13 protein-coding genes and 2 tRNA genes are annotated in these 18,242 nt (G+C 58.6%); 10 read left to right on the top strand and 5 right to left on the bottom strand.

Translation table 11 applies throughout. The features are described 5' to 3' along the window. Positions 1 to 8: 8 nt before the first annotated feature. Positions 9 to 2,066, bottom strand: a complete 2,058-nt coding sequence (locus H586_RS0114560) for a ribonucleoside triphosphate reductase (protein ID WP_011368783.1) — start codon at positions 2,064 to 2,066, stop codon at positions 9 to 11. A gap of 588 nt (positions 2,067 to 2,654) precedes the next feature. On the opposite strand from H586_RS0114560, the gene H586_RS0114555 reads away from it, so the two are divergent. The 5 genes from H586_RS0114555 to H586_RS0114535 all read left to right on the top strand — a co-directional run bounded on the left by H586_RS0114555 (position 2,655) and on the right by H586_RS0114535 (position 9,681). Beyond that, a complete protein-coding gene (locus H586_RS0114555) occupies positions 2,655 to 3,503 on the top strand; it encodes a flagellin N-terminal helical domain-containing protein (protein WP_011368784.1) in 849 nt (282 codons plus the stop codon). Between the two features lie 130 nt (positions 3,504 to 3,633). Then, positions 3,634 to 4,626 carry a DMT family transporter gene (locus H586_RS19445; protein WP_051364045.1) on the top strand — a complete coding sequence of 331 codons (993 nt, stop codon included), beginning with the start codon at positions 3,634 to 3,636 and terminating at the stop codon, positions 4,624 to 4,626. A gap of 94 nt (positions 4,627 to 4,720) precedes the next feature. After that, positions 4,721 to 6,814, top strand: a complete 2,094-nt coding sequence (locus H586_RS0114545; protein ID WP_027182420.1) for a methyl-accepting chemotaxis protein — start codon at positions 4,721 to 4,723, stop codon at positions 6,812 to 6,814. 290 nt (positions 6,815 to 7,104) lie between these two features. Beyond that, a complete protein-coding gene (locus H586_RS0114540; protein WP_027182419.1) occupies positions 7,105 to 7,893 on the top strand; it encodes a nitroreductase family protein in 789 nt (262 codons plus the stop codon). A 147-nt stretch (positions 7,894 to 8,040) separates the two neighbouring features. Then, the gene (locus H586_RS0114535) at positions 8,041 to 9,681 is read left to right on the top strand and encodes a putative bifunctional diguanylate cyclase/phosphodiesterase (protein WP_027182418.1); all 1,641 of its coding nucleotides are present in this window, start codon (positions 8,041 to 8,043) and stop codon (positions 9,679 to 9,681) included. A 63-nt stretch (positions 9,682 to 9,744) separates the two neighbouring features. On the opposite strand, the gene H586_RS0114530 is transcribed toward H586_RS0114535, so the two are convergent. The 4 genes from H586_RS0114530 to H586_RS0114515 form a co-directional block, all read right to left on the bottom strand. Continuing rightward, a complete protein-coding gene (locus tag H586_RS0114530; RefSeq protein ID WP_027182417.1) occupies positions 9,745 to 10,554 on the bottom strand; it encodes an EFR1 family ferrodoxin in 810 nt (269 codons plus the stop codon). Positions 10,555 to 10,947: 393 nt separating this feature from the next. Next, positions 10,948 to 11,271: a GNAT family N-acetyltransferase gene (locus tag H586_RS19440; RefSeq protein ID WP_338046815.1), complete on the bottom strand. Its 324-nt coding sequence runs from the start codon at positions 11,269 to 11,271 to the stop codon at positions 10,948 to 10,950. Between the two features lie 100 nt (positions 11,272 to 11,371). Beyond that, positions 11,372 to 11,448, bottom strand: a tRNA-Asp gene (locus tag H586_RS0114520). A 5-nt stretch (positions 11,449 to 11,453) separates the two neighbouring features. Then, positions 11,454 to 11,529: transfer RNA gene (locus tag H586_RS0114515), tRNA-Val, on the bottom strand. Between the two features lie 457 nt (positions 11,530 to 11,986). On the opposite strand from H586_RS0114515, the gene H586_RS0114505 reads away from it, so the two are divergent. The 5 genes from H586_RS0114505 (at position 11,987) to H586_RS0114480 (ending at position 18,219) form a co-directional block, all read left to right on the top strand. Continuing rightward, on the top strand, positions 11,987 to 12,829 hold the full coding sequence (locus tag H586_RS0114505; RefSeq protein ID WP_155891404.1) for a hypothetical protein: 843 nt from the start codon (positions 11,987 to 11,989) through the stop codon (positions 12,827 to 12,829). Between the two features lie 165 nt (positions 12,830 to 12,994). Further along, positions 12,995 to 13,645, top strand: a complete 651-nt coding sequence (locus H586_RS0114500; RefSeq protein WP_027182414.1) for a Crp/Fnr family transcriptional regulator — start codon at positions 12,995 to 12,997, stop codon at positions 13,643 to 13,645. 140 nt (positions 13,646 to 13,785) lie between these two features. Continuing rightward, positions 13,786 to 15,663 carry an anaerobic carbon-monoxide dehydrogenase catalytic subunit gene (gene cooS / locus H586_RS0114495; RefSeq protein ID WP_011368794.1) on the top strand — a complete coding sequence of 626 codons (1,878 nt, stop codon included), beginning with the start codon at positions 13,786 to 13,788 and terminating at the stop codon, positions 15,661 to 15,663. A 21-nt stretch (positions 15,664 to 15,684) separates the two neighbouring features. After that, on the top strand, positions 15,685 to 16,527 hold the full coding sequence (locus H586_RS19430) for an ATP-binding protein (protein ID WP_051364044.1): 843 nt from the start codon (positions 15,685 to 15,687) through the stop codon (positions 16,525 to 16,527). A gap of 402 nt (positions 16,528 to 16,929) precedes the next feature. Beyond that, positions 16,930 to 18,219 carry an ATP-binding protein gene (locus H586_RS0114480; RefSeq protein ID WP_011368796.1) on the top strand — a complete coding sequence of 430 codons (1,290 nt, stop codon included), beginning with the start codon at positions 16,930 to 16,932 and terminating at the stop codon, positions 18,217 to 18,219. Positions 18,220 to 18,242 lie beyond the last annotated feature (23 nt).

The raw sequence follows: 18,242 nt of genomic DNA, 5'->3' as shown, positions 1-18,242 counted from the left end.
GGACCGCACTAGTTGCCGCAGCACGGCATCATGTATTCGGCACGTTCTCTGTATTCTTCCTGCTTGCCCTTGTTCCAGCGGCTGACGGGGCGGTAGTAGCCCACAACACGGGTGTACACTTCTGCATCCTGCCCGCAGGTGGGGCAGTTGAAGTGTTCACCGTTCAGGTAGCCGTGGTCCTTGCACACCGAAAACGTCGGCGTGAGCGAGATATACGGAAGTTTGGTGTTGGTCATGGCCTTTACAAGGAAGTTTTTCACCGACTCCGGCTCGGTCACGGCCTCGCCGAGGAAGGTGTGGAATACCGTACCGCCGTTGTACAGGGTCTGCAACTCGTTCTGGTGGTCCAGCGCGTAGAAAACGTCGGTGGAAATACCCACGGGCAGCAGCGTGGAGTTGGTGTAGTACGGTACGCTTTCACCGGAAGTACGGATATCTTCGTACAGTTCCTTGTCGATTTTTGCCAGACGGTAGCAGGTACCTTCACCCGGAGTGGCTTCAAGATTGTACAGATGGCCTGTCTCTTCCTGAAAACGCAGCACCAGTTCGCGCAGGCGGTCAAGCACGCGGGTCATCAGACGCAGCCCGCCTTCACTTTCAATGCCTTTGCCCAGCAGGTTCAGGCATGCTTCGTGTCCGCCGATGAGGCCGATGGTTGAAAAATGCCCGGCATAGCCGTTTTTCAGATACCGGCGCGAAAACGGGAACATGCCGTTATCAAGGTTCTGCTGGCACATTTTACGCTTGTATTCCAGCGAGTCGCGGGCCATTTCGGCATATTCTGTCACCAGATCAAGGAAATCATCTTCATTGTGAGCAAGATACGCCAGCTTGGGCAGGTTCAGCGTAACCACGCCGATGGAGCCGGTAAGGTCGCCGGAACCGAACAGACCGCCGGTTTTTTTGCGTATTTCGCGCAGGTCCATCTGCAGTCGGCAGCACATGGAGCGCACATCTTCGGGGTTGAGGTCCGAATTGATGAAGTTCTGGAAATACGGCACGCCGTATTTGGCGGTGAGCTGCAAAAGCAGCTGACCGGTTTCAGATTCCCACGGGAAATCCTTGGTCACGTTGTACGTGGGAATGGGGAAGGAGAATATCCGTCCGTCCGCATCGCCTTCCAGCATAACCTCGATGAAGGCGCGGTTGATCATGTCCATTTCCTCGGCGTATTCGCCGTAGGTGGAATCCTGGAAAGCGCCGCCGATGATCACAGGTTCGTTGGCGATATGCGACGGGGGCACCACGTCAAACGTGAAGTTGGTGAACGGGCTTTGTCCGCCCCAGCGCGAGGTGGTGTTCAGGTTGTACACAAGGTTCTGCATGCGCTGCTTGACCTGCTTGTAGGTCAGGCCGTCCTTGCGCACAAACGGGGCAAGGTAGGTATCCACGTTGTTGAACGCCTGAGCACCGGCCCACTCGTTCTGCAGCGTGCCCAGAAAGTTGACAATCTGTCCGCATGCCGCATCAAAATGCTGGGCAGGTGCGGAAGAGCAGCGCCCCGCCAGATTGAATCCTTCAAGCAGCAGGTCGCGCAGACTCCAGCCGGCGCAATACCCGGCAAGACCGAACGACAGGTCATGGATATGGAAATAACCGTGCTGATGCGCCTGCCGGATTTCTTCGGGGTATTTTTCCAGCACGTAGCGGGCCTGTACCGAACCTGCCATGTGCAGAATCAGTCCCTGAAACGAATGCCCCATGTTGGAGTTTTCATTCACGCGCCAGTCGCTGCGGTCAAGATAGCTTTCGATCATCTGCGAAATATCAAGATACGCCTGCCCCTGCGAACGCATCTCGCGGCGTTTTTCGCGGTAGATAATGTAACGCTCTGCAACATTGTACAGGCGTGCTTCCATCAGCACCTGCTGTACCATGTCCTGCACGCGTTCCTGTTCGGGCGTGTCTTCGTCGTTCAGTTTTTCCTCAACCTTGCGGGCAAGGCGCTTGGAAAGCAGGGGATCTTTGATGCCGCTGGCTTTGAGAGATTTAAAGATGGCGCCTGCGATGCGGTCTGTGGACCAGGTTTCCAGTCTGCCGTCGCGTTTCAGAATGTGATTGGGCATGAGCAATGACTCTCCGCGCGCAGCACAGCGCATCATCCGGTGCGCGGAACGACCGGATACGCGTTGTACGTCGCTGGTTGTTTGATTCTGCCGTGCCGGACTGCGGCCGGTGAGCGTCGGAAACGCCCGCCGCGTGACACGTAAGGTGCAATTTGCGTCCGCCCGCGGAACAGGCAGGACTATAACCGAGCAGCTTCGTTCAGGCGCGCTGACTGTAGCCCCTGCAGGGACACAGCGGCCGGACCGTACCGGAATTACACCGGTTTGCCTGAAAGGACGCCGATGCGCCCCACGAAGTACCGTGCTGACTCGGCAGTACTTAGCAGAACCCTGATGACCGGGCAAGAAGCTCCGGCGGGTTTCAGCACGTCTTTACAACCGCGACATGCCGCAAAGCGTCTAAAGACAGCGCTCCGGCGGCCGATATGACTTTTGCGCATAGTGCACGCCGCCGGCCCGCAGGACACGAGGTCAGACGCGCATGCGTTTGTGCCCGACCGGGGCGAATTCCGTCAGTCCCCCGCGCCCGGCCCGCAGCATCAGAAAGTATTGCCTGCCGGTATGTTCCGGCACAAAGGAGCAATTTTCATGACCTACACCACAGACTCGCGCAGGCTTATCTTTGACCTGTCCATGAACCTGCTGCAGCAGGATATGCTGACCAGCAGGCTGTTCATGGGCGGCAGCGTAGGTAAATCGCTGCGTGATCTGGTGCTGGCCGAATCCGGTTCGCTCAGACTAACCGATCCTGCGGCACAGGCTCTTTCCGGCAAGCTGCGCAGCGATTCCGGCATGCTCCGGCAGGCTTCCGCCAATGTTTCAGAAGCCGCTTCCGTCACCGCCATGGCGCAAAGCGCCGCGGGCACCATTCGCAGCAGCCTTGAACGCATGCAGGAACTGGCCGAAGGCGTGGCGGACGGCTCTCTGGGCGTTTCCGCCGCGCAGGCTGAGTATCAGTCACTTATCGACACCATCGAAGGCACGGTGGACAGCGCATCCTACAACGGATTCAACCTGCTCAGCGCCGGCGGCTGGGGGGCGGATGAAAGAATAACCCTCAACGGTGCGGCAGGCACGGCGGGCACCACAGGCACCATTCACATTCAGGCAGGCACGGGCGGTTTCGGGCTTGTGCTGCACGACCTTTCCTATCTCAAAGGTGTGTTCGACACGGCGGACATTCAGGATGCCGCAGCGGCAACCACCGCGGCCACCGCCATCAGCGGTCATGTTTCGGATGTGCAGGGCATTGAAACCATGCTGGAAAAACGCGGCGAAGGACTGACGGCACAGTCGGAAGCGCTTGCTTCGCAGGCTGAAATTCTGCAGACAGCTGCAGCCACGCGGGAAGCGACCGATGATAAACGCTCCGTGGAAGAACTGCTGCTGGACTACGTTCTGACCAATGTAGGTAAAATTGTAGACACGGACACCTGAGAGCACCCGCCGTGCAGCACACGTCCTCCGGTGTCTGCACATCTGATCCGCCGCCGTGCGCGGGCTGCTTGCCTTCGGACGGGACCCGCCATATAGTCGCCGGTCCACATTTCCCACACAGGAGCCCGCCGTGCCTCAGTCCCGTTCCGCAGCCGCCGCCCCGTTCGCCCTCTTCATTGCCGTCACCCTGTGGGGCAGTTCGTTTGTCGCCACCAAAATCGGCTTACGACAACTGGAACCGCTGTCCATTGTCTGGCTGCGCCAGCTTGTGGCCACACTTGCCATACTGCCCTTCTGGCTGCCCGCGTGGCTGCGCCACCGCCATGCGGCCACAGTGCGCCGCAGCGATACGGGCCTTCTGCTGCTTTTAGCTTTTTTTCAGCCCTGCCTCTATTTTGTGTGCGAAAGCTACGCGCTGCAGCTTACCACGGCGTCGCAGGCCGGTGTTGTTTCCGCCATGATGCCGCTCATGGTGGCCGTGGTGGCCGGCGCCATGCTGGGAGAACAGGTCACACGCCGCATGTGGGGCGGCTTTGCCCTGTCTGTGACAGGCGTTGTCTGGCTTACGCTGGCCAGTGCGCCCGAAGAATCCGCGCCCTCGCCCATGCTGGGCAACATGCTGGAACTGGCCGCCATGGCGTGCGGTGTGGGGTATACCATTGCCTGCCGCAAGCTGGGCAGTACATTTTCTCCCGTCATTATCACCGGTGTCCAGATTCTGGCGGGTTTTCTGTTTTTTCTGCCGGGCGCGTTCATGCTGCCCGCAGGGTTCACCTCCATGGCGGCACAGGCACTGACCACCCCCGGCAGCGATGCCGCCATCTCGCTGTTCGCCGTGGGCTATCTGGGGCTGTTTGTCACTCTGGGGGCCTTTGCCCTGTACAACTTCGGTGTAAGCGCGCTCTCCGCCAGCAAGGCATCGGCGTGGATCAATCTGGTGCCGGTTGTTTCCATAGTACTCGGGCACCTTGTGCTGGGCGAAACCTTCAGCCCGTATCAGGCAGGCGGAGCCCTGCTGGTGCTGGGCGGGCTGTACCTGTGCCAGCGGACACCTGCGTCCCCCCGCCACGGCATCATGCAAGTGCAGAAACCGCAACGTGCCGGAGCCTTAGAAAAAGAATAACCTCAGGCCTCTTCCACCGCTTCGCCGCTTGTATTATGGTAGCGTTTAATAGCACTGCTACACACTGTGCCATCAATACAACAAAGGGGGAGCCATGTTTGCTTCAATCAAAGCCAGAGTGGTACTGGGCCTGCTGTTTTCCATTGCCGTGGCCATCGGCGGCGTTTCCACCATTGTCTACTTCAACGTGAACTCCCTTTCGCAGCAAGCGTTCAGAGAGTCATCAGCCAGTCAGCTCAACCGCATCGACGACTTTATGAGCACCTTTGTCAACGATGCCAAATACACGGCCGCGTTTCTGGCTTCGCGGCCCGAACTGCAGAATGCGCAGGGCAAACTGACCGTTTTTGCCGGCAGAACCCAGTCGTCCAAAATCACGCGTGACATTCTGGCAACTGAAACCGAACGTGCAATTTTCGACCTGTTCGGCGGCATCATAACCGCCAACCCCAACTACGACTTCGCCTTCATGGGCTCAAGCGACTCCGGCTTTGTGCAGTTTCCCGAAGATACCATGCCCGCGGGCTACGACCCCACCAAACGACCATGGTACCGTGAAATGCTCGCATCCGATGCAGACACCTCGCTGAGCAAGGCATATCTTTCCACAACGGGCAAACCCGTAGGTTCCATCACCGCCAAAATACGCACCAACGGACGTGTCAGCGGGGTTGTGGGCATAGACATCAACCTGTCCACCCTGACCAACGTCACCTCATCCATCACCACCGGCAAGACAGGGTATGTCATGCTGATAGAAGACGGCGGAGTCATTCTGTCCGATCCGGCACAGCCTGCCCGGTCGTTTAAAAACATTTCGGAACTGGACAATGCCGCGCTGGACACACTGGTCAAACTGGAAAACGGCACAGTGGACATAATGCTGGACGGAGTGCGCAAACTGGCAACGGTGCACCGCGCCGACAGTCTGGGCTGGAAGCTGGTACTTATTCAGGATGAAGCGGAAGTGTTTCAGGCCACGCGGGACACGCTGACCAACGTGATACTGCTCAGTCTGGGGCTGGCCGTCCTGCTGCTGGCGGTGGCATGGCTGCTGGGACGTTCCATCGCGCGTCCCATAGGTCTGCTGGCCGATTCCGCGCAGGTTGTGGCCCGCGGCGAATACGATAAAATGCCGGATGCCCGTCACTTCAGCGGCGAACTGGCAACACTGCACCAGAGCATGACCACCATGGTCACAGAACTGGCAAAAACCATCAAGGAAGCCCGCAGCAAAACCGTGGAAGCTGAAGAGCAGACTCTGAAAGCGGAAAAAGCCCTTGGAGAGGCAAGACATGCCCGCGAACAGGCCGATCAGGCCACGCGTCAGGGTATGCTTGCAGCGGCCGGACAGCTGGAATCCATCGTGCTGCAGATTAACAATGCCTCTCAGGAGCTTTCGGGCCAGATAGCGCAGGCCAGCGACAACGCGGGGCTGCAGCGCGAACGCACGGCAGAGGCAGCCACAGCCATGGAACAGATCAACGCCACGGTGCTTGAAGTGGCCAGCAACGCATCGCGCGCTGCCGAAAGCGCCGAAACAGCCAAACAGCAGGCCGACAACGGCGGACGCATAGTGCACGACGTTGTTTCCAGCATCAATCAGGTGGACGGCGTCACCCGCGACCTGCAGACAACGCTGGACAGTCTGGGCAAACAGGCACAGGACATCGGACAGATAATGAACGTAATCACCGATATTGCCGACCAGACCAACCTGCTGGCACTGAACGCTGCCATTGAAGCGGCGCGGGCCGGTGACGCCGGACGCGGCTTTGCCGTTGTGGCCGACGAAGTGCGTAAACTGGCAGAAAAAACCATGCATGCCACCAAAGAAGTGGGCAGCGCCGTCACTGCCATCCAGCAGGCCACCAAAGTCAACATCGAGGGCATGGGCAATGTGACCCAGCTGGTGGGCAGGTGTACCGATCAGGCGTCCGAAGCCGGCAAGTCGCTGGCCAGCATTGTGGATATAGTGGACCACACGGCGGATCAGGTGCGTAATATCGCCACTGCCAGCGAAGAACAGTCCGCGGCTTCGGAAGAAATCACGCGCAGCACTGAAGAGGTTAACCGCATTGCCGGTGATGTTGCCGAAATAATGAACGATTCCAACACGGCAGTGAATGACCTGGCCCGGCTGGCAGACGAACTGCAGGGCCTGATCGAAAAGCTGAAATCCGCATAACCGCCGTACAGACTCTGCACGCAAAAAAACGGACGGACCGGCATGCCGGTCCGTCTTTTTTTCTACAGTTGCCACAGCAACGCAACATACTGCTTTAATGAAATAAAGATAGACACCTGCAGGTGCCTGCCTTGCCCGGATACACTGTAGTGCTACAGTGCCGTTGCCGCCGGCCACGGCACCGGATGAAAGCGGAAAACTCCGTTCCGGTTCCATTCAGGCCCATATCCGGATCGTAACCGACCGGTCACTTTCTTTTTTAACCCCCTGTCACCGGCGGCGGAGGAACAATGCCGACAATAACGATTGATCAGGAAAAATGCAGCGCGGACGGCCTGTGTATGGCCGAATGTCCCTTTCTGCTGCTTACCCCGCGTGAAGACGGCGTGCCCCAGCTGGTAAAAGGCGCGGAAAACATGTGTGTGAACTGCGGGCACTGCATGGCTGTCTGTCCGGCCGGCGCCATAAGCGTAGGCGGTGCCGACAGTGCTGACTTTCCCCGTACGGATGCCGGACTGGCCGTGACCATCCCGCAGGCCATGCAGCTTTTCCGCGGACGCAGATCTGTACGGGTCTTCAGAAAAGATCCTGTTCCGCGCGCGGACATAGAAACGCTTATCGACATGACCCGCTGGGCACCCACTGCGCGCAATCTGCAGCCTGTGCACTGGATGGTGGCGGAACAGCCGCATGTAAACCGGCTGGCGGAACTGGTCATTGAGTGGATGCGCCGCAACGGTACACTGCCCGAAATTGTGGAAGCATTTGAAAACGGCCGCGACATGATACACCGCAACGCCCCGTGTCTGCTCATTGCTCATGCGCATGAAGCGTCGCTTTCTCCGCAGGTCGACTGCGCCATTGCTCTGGCATCGGTGGAAGTTGCCTGCCAGCCCATGGGACTTGGCGCATGCTGGGCAGGGTTTTTCATGCGCGCGGCAAAATTCTATCAGCCCATTAATGAATACCTGAAGCTGCCGGAAGGCCACCATGTATACGGCGCCCTTATGCTGGGCACGCCCGCTCACAGGCTGCGGCGTATTCCGCCCAGAGCCGCGGCTTCCGTCACGTGGCGCTGAATTGTATCATCCACGCATACAACAGGGAGAGGACTGCCTCTCCTTTTTTTATGTCTGCGCCACTGTTCCGGAGCCCGTGACATCCATGTGACAACAGCCGGTGAACTCTGTATAGTGCGGCAAAACAGGATAGCTGCCACCCCGCTCATGAACTCATTACAACACTTTCTTCTTACCCCGTTCTCGGCATCTGTAGGCTGCGGCCTGCTGCTGCTCACATTCAGCGCACTGCGGTACCTCAAACTGCTCAGGGAAGTCCGGCGGCATCCGGTGTCACTGCACCGCTGCGGAACCACACAGTTTATCACGCTGGTGGGCTTCATCGCCATGTTCATGGTGCTGTATCTGCTGATGCTTACAAACAGCGGCCCGCATATTCCGCAGGACATCTCCGCCATATCCGGAACCATACTTTTTCTCGGAGCCGTCTTTGTATTCATTACGGCACAGGTGACTTCCACAGGGCTGCATACCGCCCTTTCCGCCAATGCCTCGCTGCAGCATCAGGCCGTGCACGACTACCTGACGGGGCTGCCCAACCGCCGGCTCATCATGGAACTGCTCGGCGAAGCCATGCAGACCGCTCCTGCCGGATATGCACTGGTGTTTGTGGATATCATGAACTTTAAACGGGTTAACATCAGCTTTGCTCATTATGTGGGCGATCAGATTCTGGAGCAGGTCGGGCAGCGACTTCAGGCGTCCATGAAACCCGGCGATGTGGCAGCCCGTCTCGGCGGTGACGACTTTGCCATCCTGCTGCGCACAGGCAGCCCGCGCGAAGCTGTTCAGCGCACACAGGCGGTCAAGGCGGCGCTGAAACAACCGTATTTTTCCGGCGATATCCAGTTTTCGCTGGATTGCGGTTTCGGCCTGTATATGGGAACCGCGCAGGATACCAGACCCGAGCATGTGATTGCCAAAGCCAACACGGCCATGATGCGTGCCAAGCAACGCGGCAGAAACCGCATTGCCGTATTCAGCCGCTCCATGCAGGACAAAGCCCAGCTCACCATCCATTTTGAAAACCAGTTCCGCCGCAGTCTGCGCAACGGAGACTTCTTTCTTGTCTTTCAGCCGCAGTACGCCCTTACCCCTCAGCCGGAACTGATAGGCTTTGAAACGCTTGTCCGCTGGAACCACCCCGAAAGGGGAATAGTGAGTCCTGCCGAATTTGTGCCCATGGCGGAAACCACCGGGCTTATTCTGCACCTTGACCGCTATGTGCTGCGCGAAGCCTGCCGCATATGGGGAGAAATGCGCGCCAGTCTTCCCGCGTGCCGCGCGCTGCATTTTTCCGTCAACCTGAGCGCCTCGCACATGGACCGCCCGACCTTTATCCGCAAGCTGGAAAAAACACTGGCGGCCTTTGAGATGCCGCACGAATCCATCATTCTGGAACTGACTGAATCCGCCCTGATGAGCAATCCGGAAACCGCCGCCCGCAAAATGCAATATCTGCGCAGCATCGGCCTGCATGTGGCGCTGGACGATTTCGGCACAGGATATTCTTCGCTGGCTTATCTGACACGTTTTCCCTGCTACTGCCTGAAAATTGATAAAAGTTTTGTGGACAACATAACCACCGATGAAAACTCCGTGCGTGTGGTGCGGGCCATCATCCATCTGGCACACGGTCTGGGTATGGTGGCTCTGGCCGAAGGCGTGGAAACACCTGAACAGCTGGCGCAACTGCAGGATATGGGCTGTGATCAGGTTCAGGGCTATCTGCTGGGCAAGCCTATGCCGCAGGCGGCCCTGCGGGATATCATAGCCCGCAACTGCTGACCTGCGCGCGGCAGCAAGCTGCCGGCAGAGCCCGCGACGGGCGCCTGCGGCTTACGGCCCCGCTCATCCGCGGGCAAAAAAGAACTCCGGCTCCTTGCGCGCACTGCATGTGTCTGCAAGGCGACGGGCCAGATCCTTCATAACCCCCTCCTTCATATACCTGGCCTGCTCAGGGCAGCACCTGATGCAGGCACAGCAGAAAATACACAGGTTCATATCCATCACGGGGCCACCGGCCATCTCAATGGCCTCCACAGGACAGGCGGCAGCACATACACCGCATTCCGTGCAGGTTTCATCCACACCTATAAACTCCGGCACACTGCGCCCCGGCATTTCAATGTAGGGACGGTTACCCGGCACCGCCACCCCGCCGGCTCCCGCTGCAGAACCGCAGTCCGAAAGCAACCGGCCCACCTGTTCTCCGAATTCTTCCGCGCGCCTGCAGTCCTCTGCATCCGGACGTCCCGCCGCCACAGGGGTATCCGCCGCGGAATACGAATGCTCACCTACGAACGCCGCACAAGCCACAACCACACCGCCCCGTGCGCTGACCAGATCTTTCAGTTCCAGCAGGGCATCGTCATAGGCTCTGTTGCCGTATACCGCCACACAGACCGCAGGTGTCCCGTCCAGCAGCATTGTATCCAGCCAGTCACGCAGCAGGCCGGGCACTCTGCCGCGATATACCGGCACTGCCAGTATCAGCAACTCGTCACCGGCACAGAGCACTTTTTGCCCGCGGGTCTGCGGCAAGGTCAGATCAGTCAGTTGCGGCTCGCCGGCAGCCGCCGCCCTGCCGATGCATTCGGCAATGCGCCGCGTGGTTCCGGTGGGAGAAAAAAAGACAGCCTTAACACTTCTAATCTTCATCGGTGTTATCTCCTTTGTGCTCTGTGTACACCCATCACACCGGAACAGCCACCCCGGACACCCGAGGCAACACACGGAACAGATATCCGCCTGCCGCAGCACTGCCGGTCCCGACGGCACGGCCCGCGGCCGCATGGCCGCCGGAGCGTGCAGGAAGGCCATGCGCCCGGCTGAAAACAAAAAAGCAATACAGCCGCCCCTGCTGTCGCAAAAAGCAGGGGCGGCTGTATTGCGCGCAAAAAACCATATGCGGCGGCAAACACTAGCGGTGCGGGCAGGTCATTTCCGCAGCTCCATATGCAGAAGGGGAAAAGGCTGCCCCTGCCCGTCCACAGAAGAACGCCGCACAACCGTAAAGCCCATATGTTCGTAAAACCCCGCAGCTGAAGGATTTTATTCGTTGACATCGACCCTGACGGAACCGAGCTCTGCAACGGCAAAATTCACCAGCAGCTTTCCCAGCCCCCTGCCGCGGCTTTCAGGAGCAAGAAAAAGCATCTCGATATTCTGTTCCGCCACGCCCAGAAAGCCATGAATCCTGCCGGTCTCATCCTTTGCGCAGTATAAATCCACAGCAGGCAGATACTCCTTCAAAATCAGCGGTTTGAAAAACTGAATATTGTCTTCGGTCAAAAAGTCATGGGTAGCCCGTACCGAGGCCTCCCAGACCGCGAGTATTTCCGGATAATCTTCCTGTGCGGCGGCAACTATGTTCATTACAACTCCAGCGTGATTGGTGGCCGGTCCCTGTAACGCGTAGCAGACAACCGGAAAACAAAAAAGCCCTGACACATATGTATCAGGGCTTTGCTTGCAGTGGCGGAGCGGACGGGACTCGAACCCGCGGCCTCCGGCGTGACAGGCCGGCGTTATAACCGACTTAACTACCGCTCCGCATGTGGTGGACGGTACAGGACTTGAACCTGTGGCCCCTGCCGTGTGAAGGCAGTGCTCTACCAGCTGAGCTAACCGTCCGCGAGAAAGAGCTTCTACACGGACCCCACCCCGCTGTCAATCAACTTTTTCATTTTTTTCTTCAAAAGCCGTCAGCGCTTGGGATCCTTGGTGCCGGCATAGGTAAAGCTACCCTTTACCATGCTATAATAACTGCCTTTATCAATGCCGACAGGCTTTCCGCACAGGCACCGGATTTTACCGTCGCGTACTTCAAAATCAAATTCTCTGGTGATCCTGTCCTTGTGACACCGCAACACTTCACCAGGGCCGAGTTTCAGATACTTCCACAATTTACGGCGGCAGGCCGCACATTTCACAGTCAGCATGCGGCAAGCATACGCAAGGCTGAGCGTACAGGCAACTAGGACACCGCAATTGCCCCGCGGGCGGTCAGTCAGCGGTATATCTTTTTTTATTTTTGTAACCCCATTGACACACAAGTGCGCCAGCCAATACATGTGGCATCAAAAAAGCTATGCAACATACCCAATCAGATACAAACAAGCGCTCCGCAGTCGATTTTCTTGTGCTTCCGGCCATCATGGCGGTTCTGACAGCCGAACATTTCAGCATGTACCTTTCCGGCTACATGCTGCACCTGCTGCCGCAGGCCCTTATTGCCCTGACCATAGGGTATGCGTGGCGGCGTCCCGCCACAAGCGTTGCCCGGCTGTTTGCCGTGGTCATCGGCTCCATGCTTGCGGTGGCGGCGCTGGAAGTGACATTCAATCTCTACAAGCGTGTTCCCTTTGATGAACGAGGCCCGCTGACAGCCACTTCCATCATGCTGCTGGCGGCATGCGGCATAACCGCAGCAAAAATCTACAGACGGCGCATGGCGAAAGAACGGTTCAGCATTACGTCGGACAAGCTTATCTGGCTGCTTATGGCCGTGGGGTTTGCCTTTCTGACCGTGGACGAAAAAACGCTCATCCATGAGGGCGTGGACAGAATGATCTACCGCGGCTCCGGCATGCAGCATTCAGCGTTCACCGAGCGGATAGATGACTTCATTGTACTGGGCTATGCCTTTATCGGCATGTTTTCACTGTACTGGTACCGCCGCGAAATTCTGCGCTTCAAAAAAACCATAACGGTGCTGGCAGCAGGCTTTGTGGTCATGGTCATTCACAGCGGGCTGGACATGGCCGGCAGACCGGACTTTGTCATCAATGTGCTGCACATCACCGAAAACGCCACACAGATTGCGCACGGCATAGACATGGCTGAAGAGATTCTTAAACTTACGGCAGAGACCTGTTTTCTTTCCGGCCTCATGCTGGCGCTGAAAGACTGTACCACCGCGGCCCGCAAGTAAACTGCGGCGCCGCCCGCAAAGCGCACACGCCCCGGCTCATGCCGGGGCTTTTTTTTGCCCATCAAGGACAAAGGACGGTGTCGGACGCACAGCAGCCACGCTTGCGCGCGGTTCGCAACGCATGCTACCCCGTTATATTGTTATAACGAAACTGCGGGGGGAACCATGAAATTTTCAGAAATCAATCTGCTTGATGAACTGCAGCGGCCGGAACTGACTGAGCTGCGCGGAATATTCACCCGGCGGAGCGTCACCAAAGGTGCGGTGGCCTTCCACCCCGAAACAGATGAAAATCTTGTTTTCGTTATCGCCAGCGGCAGAGTGCGCATTTATCTGGGGTACGAAGAAAAAGAATTCACACTGGGGGTGCTCGAACCGGGCGACCTGTATTCAACGCACGCCGGATGTTACGCGCAGGCGCTGGAAGATTCGACCCTGATGGTGACCGATGTGCAGTCCGTCAAACGCTGCATGAGCGAAATCCCTCTGTTCACACGCACCATGGTGCGCGTGCTCGGCCAGATACTGAACAATTCATTTTCAATCATCGGCAGCCTTGCCTTCAAGGACATCTATACCCGCCTCACGTCGTTTCTGCACAAAGAAGCCCTGCGCACCGGCACCCCGTGTTCCGGAGGCACAGAACTGCGCCTTGCCCTGACCACGGAACAACTTTCTCTGCATATGGGGGCCACCCGCCAGACAGTATCCACCCTGCTCAACAATCTGGTGCGCGAAGGCATCATGGTCAAAAAAGGGCGTTCCATCTGGGTTATTCCCGATATGGAAGCCCTGCACCGGCAGACACAGCAGTAACAGTTCTTTGTTTCTTTTCTGCACGGGGTGTCAGCCAGCCGACAAACTTTTTTCCGCCCGTATGCCATCATAAGCACCGGCCTCAGACACACACAACGCAGACAGCCGCATGCCGTCTGCTATTTCCGGAGGATACAGGTATGGCAAAAGAACCGCGTCCCGTAGAAGCACTCTCCATCTGGGAAGATGCCAGAGCCATGCTGACCAAAGCACGGGCCGAAGGCATTGAAACGGCACATGAGCGCCTGCAGCAGCAGACACCCCACTGTAAATTCTGCGAACTGGGAGTAAGCTGCCGCAACTGTACCATGGGGCCGTGCAAGATTACCCCCAAAGCGCCGCGCGGCGTCTGCGGAGCCGATGCCGACGTCATTGTGGCCCGCAACTTCGGCCGCTTTGTGGCCGGCGGCTCTGCCGGTCATTCCGACCACGGGCGCGATCTGGTTGAGGTGCTTGAATCCATTGTCGAAGGCAGTACATCCGACTACCGCATCACCGACGAAGCAAAACTGCGGCGCATAGCCGCCGAACTGGGAGTGACCGTGGAAGACCGCAGCACCATGGACATCGCTGCGGAGCTTATCGATATTTTCTACGCCGATTTCGGAAGCCGGAAAAAGGAAGTGGCCTTTTTGTGCAGGGTGCCCGCCAAACGCAGGGAGCTGTGGGACAGACTGGGCATGACCCCCCGGGGCGTGGACCGCGAAATAGCGGAAATGATGCACCGCACCCACATGGGCTGCGACAACGACGCACCCAACACGCTTATCCATGCGGCCCGCACCGCTCTGGCCGACGGCTGGGCCGGTTCCATGATCGGCACCGAGCTTTCCGACGTCATCTTCGGCACACCGCAGCCGTCCATGTCGCATGCCAATCTGGCCGCCATAAAAAAAGATAAAGTGAACATACTGGTCCACGGCCACAATCCCGTGGTTTCGGAAATGATTCTGGCCGCAGCCCGCGAACCCGCACTGATAGCCGAAGCGGAAGCTATGGGGGCGCAGGGCATCAATGTGGCCGGTCTGTGCTGCACCGGCAACGAACTGCTCATGCGGCAGGGCATTCCCATGGCGGGCAACCACCTGATGACGGAACTGGCCATCGTCACCGGAGCGGTGGAAGCGGTGGTGGTTGATTACCAGTGCATAATGCCCAGCCTTGTGCAGATTGCAGGGTGTTATCACACGCTGTTCATCGACACCGCGCAGAAAGCGCGCTTTACCGGAGCGGTTCATTTTGACATCCACCCCCACAACGCTTTGGAGCAGGCCCGCGAAATAGTGCGCATGGCGGTGCAGGCATATGCCCGCCGTGATGCATCGCGCGTGCAGATCCCCGGCGAGCCTGTAAACATCATGACAGGCTTTTCCAACGAGGCCGTCATAGCGGCGCTGGGCGGGTCACTGGACCCGCTGGTGCAGGCCATAGCCGCGGGCGACATACGCGGCGCCGTGGGTATTGTAGGCTGCAACAACCCGAAGTTCCAGCAGGACTCCATGAACGTGGGGCTTGCAAAAGAGCTTATCAAAAAAGACATTCTGGTGCTGGTTACCGGCTGCGTGACCACCGCGGCGGGCAAAGCCGGGCTGCTGCTGCCTGAGGCCGCGGAACAGGCCGGACCGGGACTGCGCAAAATCTGCGGCGCACTGGGCATACCCCCTGTGCTGCATTACGGCTCATGCGTTGACAATTCCCGCATTCTGCAGCTGTGCGCGGCACTGGCAAATGCACTTGGCGTAGACATAAGCGACCTGCCCGTCGGGGCTTCGTCTCCGGAATGGTATTCGGAAAAAGCCGCCGCCATCGGCCTGTACGCCGTGGCCAGCGGCATCTACACGCATCTGGGCCACCCGCCGCATATTCTCGGTTCGCAGACAGTCACCGACCTTGCGGTCTCCGGTCTTGAAGACCTTGTGGGGGCTTCGTTCTTCATCGAGCCGGACCCCGTAAAGGCTGCACTGGCATTTGACCTGCGCATACGCGCAAAACGCAAAGCGCTGGGCCTTGGCGAATAACCGGCACGCAGGAGACGGCATATGAAACTGGCATTTGCCGGAAAAGGCGGCGTGGGCAAAACATCGGTCACCGCGTGGACAGCCGACTGGCTGGCCCGCAACGGCCGCGATGTCTGGATGGTTGACGCGGACACCGCGCTTTCGCTGGGACAGGCCTGCGGTGTGGCCGCAGACAGTCTGCCCGAACCGCTGACAGCCAGAAAAGACCTGATAAACCGGCTCATCCACGCGGGGGGCTTTCTTGACCTCAACCCCGACGTAAGCGACCTGCCGCACCAGCTGGCAGTGGACGTGCCTGTTTCCGGCGGACCGCTGTATGCACCGGCTGCCGGCAGAAAGCGGCTGCTGGTCATGGGAGCGGTGACCAATGCGGGCGGGGGGTGTGCCTGCGACGCCAACGCTCTGCTGAAGGCCATGCTGGCGCACCTTGTGATGAAAGAAAACACCTGTGTACTGGTGGACCTGGAAGCCGGAGTGGAACATCTGGGCAGAGGCACGGTGGCACATGTGGACGCTCTTGTGGTGGTCAGCGAACCGAGTCTGCGCAGCCTGCACACGGCGGCGCAGGTGGGCCGCATGGCGGACCAGCTGGGTCTGCGCAGACAGGCGCTGCTGCTTAACAGATACAGCGGGGCAGACCTGCACGACGTGTCCGGACTGCCCGACCTGCCGGGTCTGCCCCCCCTGCGTGCCGCACTGCCGCCGCTCGCCGGACTCATCGAGCGGCAGCTGCACACCGCAGACGTGCTCGGCCTGCCGGAACAGCAGCTTGTGGACACCACCCTGCAGCGGCTCATGGAGCATCTGGGGCTGGACGTCTGCCTCAAGGTCTGCCCCAATGGCTGCCCCAATGTCTGTCCCTGACACACAAACACAGCGCCTCCGGCAACCCGCCGGAGGCGCTCTTTGCCTGCGCCCCCTGCCGCGGCGCTACTTCATCCGCCAGCAACCTGCCTGTCTTGTGTCCGGCTCCTGTGTGCCCCATCTCCCGCGCCCGTCATGCTCCGGCATCGCGCAACAATGCCTTACGGCAGTTGCACAGAGCGCCCCGCGGCGTTACAAGGTTCGCGCGCTGCACCGCACAGGAGCATGAGCATTTTTTCCCGCTGCGCGGGGTTGACACCCTTGTGCTTCCCGTGCAGAGTTGCCTTGCTTACGGTCATATTTTGGTCATGACCGAAATACACCGCAGTCCGTCCGCGGCCCCTGCGCACAACGACGCACACCGCTCAGACGCCGCTGCACCGCATATAAGGCGCCGCATCAATGAGTGAAACCATAGCCCTTATCGGTCCGTCCGACTCTGTAACCGTCATGTACGATTCCGTGACGCGGTTTTTTCCCGACCTGACCTTCAAAACATATGTTCGGGAACTTACGGAAGAGTCGCATCAGGTGCTCGAACAAAGCCAGAGCGAATGCGACGGGCTGCTGTTTGCCGGTATCGGCGTGCAGGAAGCCGCCAAGGCGCGCGGTGTAGTAACCAAACCCCACGCCCATATCGAGCGCGGTGCCTACAGCCTGCTGCGCGCCTACTCCGGCATCCGCAGCAGCGGTATTCCCCATGCGCGCGTCAGTGTCGATGTCATTACCGATACCGTGCTCAACGAAGTCATCCGCGAATATTCCCTGCCCTTCAGCAAAGTATACTCAATGCCCTTTGCGGTCAGATTCCGCGAAGAAGAATACTACGAACGCCACAGACAGCTGCTCGATTCCGGCAAGGCGCAGGCAGCCATGTCCGGCTTCGGCTCTGTGTACCGCCGACTCAAGGAAGAGGGGTATCCCGTTTTCCGCATGCTGCCCAGTTCGCTGCAGATACGCGAAACCACCGAGCGCCTGCTTTCCGACATTGCCACACGCGACCTGCGCTCGGCGGGCATCGCCATACAGATAGTACGCCTGCACCGCAACGACGAACAGTCCGTCAACGAATACGAACATATGAAAGATGAAGGCCGTTTTTTTCTGGAACTGCTTGAATATGTCCGTGCCATTCAGGGCAGTCTGTTCAACTTCGGCAAGCGCGAATATGTGATTTTTGCCACGCGGGGCGTCATTGAAAGCCATGTGCATCTGGATATGTTCACCCGGCTCATGGACTGGGCACGGGGCAACAACATGCTCATATCTTCCGGCATAGGCATAGGCTCCACCGCGTTCGAAGCCGAAAAAACAGCCCGTCTGGCGCTGGCGCACGGCCGCAAGCAACCCCGCGGAGGCGTTTTTCTGGTGCACGGCAACCACATCCGCGGTCCGCTGGGGCAACAGGGCGAGCTGCGCTACCGCACCCGCATCGAAGACACCACCCTGCTGCGCATGGCTGAAAAAATCGGCATCAGCCCCAGCTATGTGGACCGCATACGGGCCGTCATAGACAAAACAGGCAAAAGCACGTTCGATTCCGGCGATCTGGCTGCCTGTCTGGGCATAGGCGAACGCAGTGCGCGCAGGGTGCTGAAAAAATTTGTGGACAGCGGCTACGCCACACTGGTGGGCAAGGAGAACGCACATCAGGTCGGCCGCCCGAAAAATCTCGTGAAAATAGCCATCTGAGTAATGGCTTTTCGCGGACAATT

The sequence above is a fragment of the Oleidesulfovibrio alaskensis DSM 16109 genome (assembly GCF_000482745.1).
Taxonomy (GTDB): domain Bacteria; phylum Desulfobacterota; class Desulfovibrionia; order Desulfovibrionales; family Desulfovibrionaceae; genus Oleidesulfovibrio; species Oleidesulfovibrio alaskensis.
Note: the sequence above shows the minus strand (reverse complement) of the source record. Positions and strands in the feature narration are given on the sequence as shown.